Origin of the sequence: Pseudomonas sp. EGD-AK9 (genome assembly GCF_000465935.2) — a bacterium.
In the GTDB taxonomy this organism is placed as follows: domain Bacteria; phylum Pseudomonadota; class Gammaproteobacteria; order Pseudomonadales; family Pseudomonadaceae; genus Aquipseudomonas.
The window spans coordinates 1-5,803 of the sequence record NZ_AVOF01000208.1; the positions used below are offsets into that span (position 1 = coordinate 1).

General features: G+C 63.6%; 6 protein-coding genes. 2 read left to right on the forward strand and 4 right to left on the reverse strand.

Features of this window, described 5'->3' with window-relative positions:
• Window positions 1-238 precede the first annotated feature (238 nt).
• Complete coding sequence (tyrS, locus tag N878_RS11065) at window positions 239-1,438, reverse strand: tyrosine--tRNA ligase (RefSeq protein ID WP_021443722.1); 1,200 nt, start codon at window positions 1,436-1,438, stop codon at window positions 239-241.
• 182 nt (window positions 1,439-1,620) lie between these two features.
• Here tyrS and N878_RS11070 point away from each other — a divergent pair, with 182 nt between their 5' ends.
• The gene (locus tag N878_RS11070; protein ID WP_021443723.1) at window positions 1,621-3,048 is read left to right on the forward strand and encodes a peptidoglycan DD-metalloendopeptidase family protein; all 1,428 of its coding nucleotides are present in this window, start codon (window positions 1,621-1,623) and stop codon (window positions 3,046-3,048) included.
• Between the two features lie 3 nt (window positions 3,049-3,051).
• The gene (locus tag N878_RS11075; RefSeq protein WP_021443724.1) at window positions 3,052-4,143 is read left to right on the forward strand and encodes an anhydro-N-acetylmuramic acid kinase; all 1,092 of its coding nucleotides are present in this window, start codon (window positions 3,052-3,054) and stop codon (window positions 4,141-4,143) included.
• Between the two features lie 81 nt (window positions 4,144-4,224).
• Here N878_RS11075 and erpA read toward each other — a convergent pair whose 3' ends face one another.
• The 3 genes from erpA to N878_RS28945 all read right to left on the reverse strand — a co-directional run.
• Complete coding sequence (gene erpA / locus N878_RS11080) at window positions 4,225-4,575, reverse strand: iron-sulfur cluster insertion protein ErpA (protein ID WP_021443725.1); 351 nt, start codon at window positions 4,573-4,575, stop codon at window positions 4,225-4,227.
• Window positions 4,576-4,648: 73 nt separating this feature from the next.
• Complete coding sequence (locus N878_RS11085; protein WP_021443726.1) at window positions 4,649-5,059, reverse strand: polymer-forming cytoskeletal protein; 411 nt, start codon at window positions 5,057-5,059, stop codon at window positions 4,649-4,651.
• A 9-nt stretch (window positions 5,060-5,068) separates the two neighbouring features.
• Window positions 5,069-5,803, reverse strand: a 735-nt coding sequence (locus tag N878_RS28945) for a DUF6776 family protein (RefSeq protein WP_256218085.1), incomplete at its 5' end; no start/stop codon positions are given.

Sequence of the window (5,803 nt, forward strand, 5' to 3'; positions counted from 1 at the left end):
CTCAAAACCGCTGTCAACCACCTCGTTTACCGCTTTCGATCCACTCGACCGAAGCACCGACAGAATCCAACCACCACCCTGTCGACCGGCGCGCATTCTACACGCCAGATCCAGCTTTGCAACCCCTCTTTTAAATCCAACCTATTGATTAACAAGAGGTTTTAGAAGAGCTTCAGCACTGAAGTGGCGCGCATTCTACCGCCAGGAGAACGCGCGTCAAGCATAAATTGCAGTTTTATTACTCAGCCTTGAGCGTGATGCGCGCAAAGGCCTTCTTGCCGGCCTGGCAAACGTGGGTCGCACCCACCTTGAACAGGAAGGCCCGATCGACTACTTCGCCATCCACGCGCACACCGCCAGAGCCCAGCAGGTCGCGCGCAACGGCGGCGTTCTTCACCAACCCTGCCTTATTAAGGACGGAGGAAATCGGCATATCCTCGGCCGAGGCCAGCCCCACCTCGGGCAGATCCTCGGGCAGCTCGCCTTCTTTCATACGGTTGCCGGCAGAACGATGCGCAGTGGCCGCCGCCTCTTCACCATGGAAGCGGGCGACGATTTCTTCGGCCAGCTTGATCTTGATGTCGCGCGGATTGGCGCCCTGCTCGACGTCGCGCTTGAACTGCCCGATCTCTTCCATAGAGCGGAAGCTGAGCAGCTCGAAGTAACGCCACATCAGCGCATCCGGCATGGACACCAGCTTGTTGTACATCACCCCTGGCGCTTCCTGGATGCCCACATAGTTACCCAGGGATTTGGACATCTTCTTCACGCCGTCCAGCCCTTCCAGCAGCGGCATGGTGACAATGCACTGCGACTCCTGCCCATAGGCGCGCTGCAGCTCGCGCCCCATCAGCAGGTTGAACTTCTGGTCGGTGCCGCCAAGCTCGACGTCGGCTTTCAGCGCCACCGAGTCGTAGCCCTGCACCAGCGGATAGAGGAACTCGTGAATGGCGATCGGCTGGTTGCTGGTGTAGCGCTTGTCGAAATCGTCGCGCTCGAGCATGCGCGCCACGGTGTACTGCGAGGCCAGACGAATGAAGTCGGCCGGCTTCAGCGCATCCATCCAGGTGGAGTTGAATGCGACCTCGGTCCTGGCCGGATCGAGGATCTTGAACACCTGCTGCTTATAGGTCTCGGCGTTATCCAGCACCTGCTCGCGGGTCAGCGGCGGGCGGGTGGCGCTCTTGCCGCTGGGGTCGCCGATCATGCCGGTGAAGTCGCCGATCAGGAAGATCACCTGATGCCCCAGCTCCTGGAACTGACGCAACTTATTAATAAGCACGGTATGGCCGAGGTGCAGATCCGGCGCGGTCGGATCGAAACCGGCCTTGATCCGCAGCGGCTGACCCCGCTTGAGCTTCTCGACCAGCTCCGCTTCAACCAGAACCTCTTCCGCACCGCGCTTGATCAGCGCCAGCTGCTCTTCGACCGACTTCATGACAGGACTCGCGACCACTCGAAAATGAAAGGGAACCAACCATACAAGATCGCGAACTAATTACAAGTTTTGCCCCGGGCAAGCGCCCGTACGTCTCCGCTCGGCATGTCAAGGGTTGCCCCACGCCGATTTTGGTTATATTTTATACAGTTAATGCATATTCCAAGAAAACGCCTCACGCCATGACGCAAAATACTCCCAAAGCCCCGCCCTACCCGAAGAGCCATATCCTGGCCGCTAGCGGTGTAGCTGCGCTGCTGAGCCTGGCTCTGCTGGTGTTTCCTTCGCGCGAAGTCGAAGCGCAGAAGACCTTCCTCGACCTGGAGCTCGGCAACGATGCCGAACTGGTACTGCAGGAAAAGGACGACCTCCGAGCGGGACAGCCCGCCACCGGTGCCGCCTCGCCTTTCGCCAAGATCGAGCAGAGTGCGGAGAACGCCGAACACAGCGCCGAACATGACGCTGATGATAAGAATCTCGAAACAGCCGACTCCCCCCCCACCGATCCCAGCCAACACAACGTCACCGTCAGCAACGGCGATACGCTGTCGACCCTGTTCGCCAAGGTAGGCCTGAGCGCCAACGACCTGCACGAAGCGCTCAACAGCAGCAAGGAAGCCAAGCGGTTCAGCCGCCTCAAGGTCGGCCAGGTGCTGGCGTTCGAACTGGACGAAGCCGGCAAGCTGAAGCACTTGCAGAGCAAGCTGAACGACCTGGAAACCATCCGCCTGAGTCGCAGCGACAAGGGCTTCGACTTCCAGCGCGACCTGGTCAAGCCGGAAGTGGTCACCACCTACAGCCATGGCGTGATCAACAGTTCGCTGTTCCTCTCCGCCAAGCGCGCCGGCCTCTCCCATGGCCTGACCATGGAGCTGGCCAACGTGTTCGGCTACGACATCGACTTCGCCATGGATATCCGCGAGGGCGACGAGTTCGAGCTGATCTACGAAGAGAAGGTGGTCAACGGCAAGCGCGTCGGCACCGGCAACATTCTCTCGGCGCGCTTCACCAATCGCGGCAAGACCTACACCGCGGTGCGCTACACCAGCAAGCAGGGCACCACCAGCTACTACAACGCCAACGGCGAAAGCATGCGCAAGGCGTTTATCCGCACCCCGGTGGACTTCGCCCGAATCAGCTCGCGCTTCTCCACCGGCCGCAAGCACCCAATCCTGAACAAGATTCGCGCGCACAAGGGCGTGGACTACGCGGCGCCGCGCGGCACGCCGATCAAGGCAGCCGGCGACGGTCGCGTCAGCCTGGCCGGCCGTCACGGCGGCTACGGCAACACCGTGATCATCCAGCACGGCCAGCGCTACCGCACCCTCTACGCCCACATGCAGGGCTTCGCCAAGGGCATCCGCAATGGCAGCACCGTCAAGCAGGGGCAGATCATCGGCTATATCGGCACCACTGGCCTGTCCACCGGCCCGCACCTGCACTACGAGTTCCAGGTCAACGGTGTGCACGTCGACCCGCTGAGCCAGAAGCTGCCGATGGCCGACCCAATCGCCGCCAGCGAGAAGCAACGCTTCATGCAACTGAGCAAACCGCTGATGGCGCGCATGGACCAGGAAAAGGCCACCATGCTGGCCGCCAACCAGCGCTAAGCCATGCCTCTCTATCTCGGCGTGATGTCCGGCACCAGCCTGGACGGACTGGACATCGCGCTGATCGAGCAAGAGCAGCACACGCGCCTGCTCGCCACCCTCTACCGGCCCATGCCGGATCGGCTACGCAGCGAACTGCTGGCATTGTGCGCCTCGGGCGCCGACGAGCTGGCACGCGCGGCGATGGCCGAACAGCAGTGGGTCGAACTGGCCGCCGCCGCCATCAATGAGCTTCTGCAGCAGCAGAACCTGACTCCGCAGCAGATTCGCGCCATCGGCAGCCACGGCCAGACCGTGCGCCATGAGCCGGCACGCGGTTTCACCATCCAGATCGGCAACCCCGCCCTGCTCGCCGAGCTGACCGCTATCGGCGTGGTCGCCGACTTCCGCCGTCGCGACGTTGCCGCCGGCGGCCAGGGCGCCCCCCTGGTACCGGCCTTCCACCAGGCACTGTTCGGCGATAGCGCACGGCATATCGCGGTGCTCAACGTTGGCGGCTTCAGCAACCTCAGCCTGCTCTCGCCCGGGCAGGACGTGCTGGGCTTCGACAGCGGCCCGGGCAACGTCCTGCTCGACGCCTGGATTCAGCACTGCCAGGGCCTCGCCTATGACCGCGATGGCGCCTGGGCGGCCAGCGGCAGGGTGCACCCCGAGTTGCTGAGCCGGCTACTGAGCGATCCCTTCTTCGCGACACAAGGCCCCAAGAGCACCGGCCGCGAGCTGTTCAATCTCGCCTGGCTGCTTGGCCATCTGCAAGCACTGCCGCCGCTGGCCGCCGAGGACGTGCAGGCGACTCTGGTCGAGCTGACCGCGCGCAGCATAGTCGGCGCCCTGCGCAGCGCGCAGGGCCGTACCGACGCTCTGCTGGTATGCGGTGGCGGCGCGCACAACGCCTGCCTGATGCAGCGTTTGAGCGAGCTGCTGGCGGATACCGAAGTGAGCAGCACCGCCGCTCAGGGCGTCGATCCGGACTGGGTCGAAGCCATGGCCTTCGCCTGGCTGGCCCACTGCGCGCTGGAAGGCATTCCAGGCAACCGCCCGAGCGTTACCGGTGCGAAAGGACTGCGCATCCTCGGCGCCATCTATCCAGCGTAGAAACCTAGCGCAGCAGAGTGGGCGTAGCCCATCAACGAAAACGCCGCGCACAGGGCGCGGCGTTGGTTATCAGCGACAGGCTCAGATCGAGAACGACGAACCGCAGCCGCAGGTGGTGGTGGCGTTGGGGTTCTTGATCACGAAGCGCGAACCCTCCAGACCTTCCTGATAGTCGACTTCGGAACCGGCCAGGTACTGGAAGCTCATGGCATCGACCACCAGGCTGACGCCTTCGCGCTCGACTATGGTGTCGTCCTCGGCCACGTCCTCGTCGAAGGTGAAGCCGTACTGGAAGCCCGAGCAGCCGCCGCCCGTGACGAACACGCGCAGTTTCAGACGCGGGTTGCCCTCTTCATCGACCAGGGTCTTCACCTTGCTGGCCGCACCCTGGGTGAAGTGCAAAGGGGCGGGGGTGAAGGTTTCGACGCTCATGCTGTGACTCCCGGCGCCATGCGCCATACTGCGTTGGGCGTGCATTATCCGCTTGCCCCAGAAAATTGGTCAACTATTGCTCGGTGTCCAGCGTTTCGGGCAGCTCCAACGGCCGCACGCCGTCCTTCACATGGCACAGCCGGCCTTCGATCTGCGCGCCCATGGCCATTTCCATCAGGCTGTAATGCAGATTGCCGCGCACCCGCGAGCGCGCGCCCAGCTCCAGATGGCCGCTGGCGAACACATCGCCACTCACCTCGCCGTCGATCACTATATGGGGGGCGCGCACCTCGCCTTCAACCAGGCCGCCGACGCTCACCCGCACCAGCCCCTCGCTGGCCAGCAGATTGCCGGTGACCCGACCATCCACCTGTACCGCCCCCTGAAAACGCATATCGCCCACCAGTTCGGCACCGGCGGCGATCAGGCTGGTCTTGCCGCTGAAACGCTGCAAGTCGGGCTTGGCCTTGTCTTTATTCCACATTGGCGGATGTCACTCCTCATCTATCCATTCGAATGTACGGTCCAGCGGCTTGTCGCCCTTGACCTCGGCGCGAACCTTGACCTGACGCGGCTCGAAGCCTTCCGGCAGCTCCAGTTCGGCGAAGCGTCCGGCTTCGGGGAAGGACTGGAAGTGTTTGAAGGAGAAGGGAATCGCCGCCTCGCCCACTTCGTCGGACAGTGCCGACAGCTCCAGACTGACGTCCTTGCCGCCCTGTCGCCCCTCGATGGTGACGCGCAGCTGCCCCTGCAGCGGCTCGTCGCCCGTGCCGACCCGACTCAGCAGCAATTTGTAGCGGAAACGCCGCGGGGCGTCCGTGGCCTGCAGCTCAAAGGCGCGAATGCGCAGGCCTTCGCGACGACTGGCAGGCGCCAGCACGCCCTTGTAGAAGGCCAGGTCCTGTTGCTGCTTGAAGATCTGCTCCTCGAGCAGCTTGATGGTACGGCGGTTCTGCTCCATGGCCTGCTGGGTGACCTTCTCGCTGCTGTCGACCACCGCCAGGCGCTGGCGCAGCAACTCCAGCTCCTGCTCCTGTTCGGCCAGGCGGGTGAGCTGGGCCTGGACCTCGGCCTGCTCGGCCTGTGTCTGCCGCTCGCCCCACCACAGGCCGAGGACAAAGGCCAGCGGCACGCTCAGCAGCAACAGGAGCAGCAGGGCGCGGCGCCGGCGTTCGCGGCGCGGGTCGCTGACGCGGACCTCCCAGCCCGGTGTCACGGCAGCAGGGCC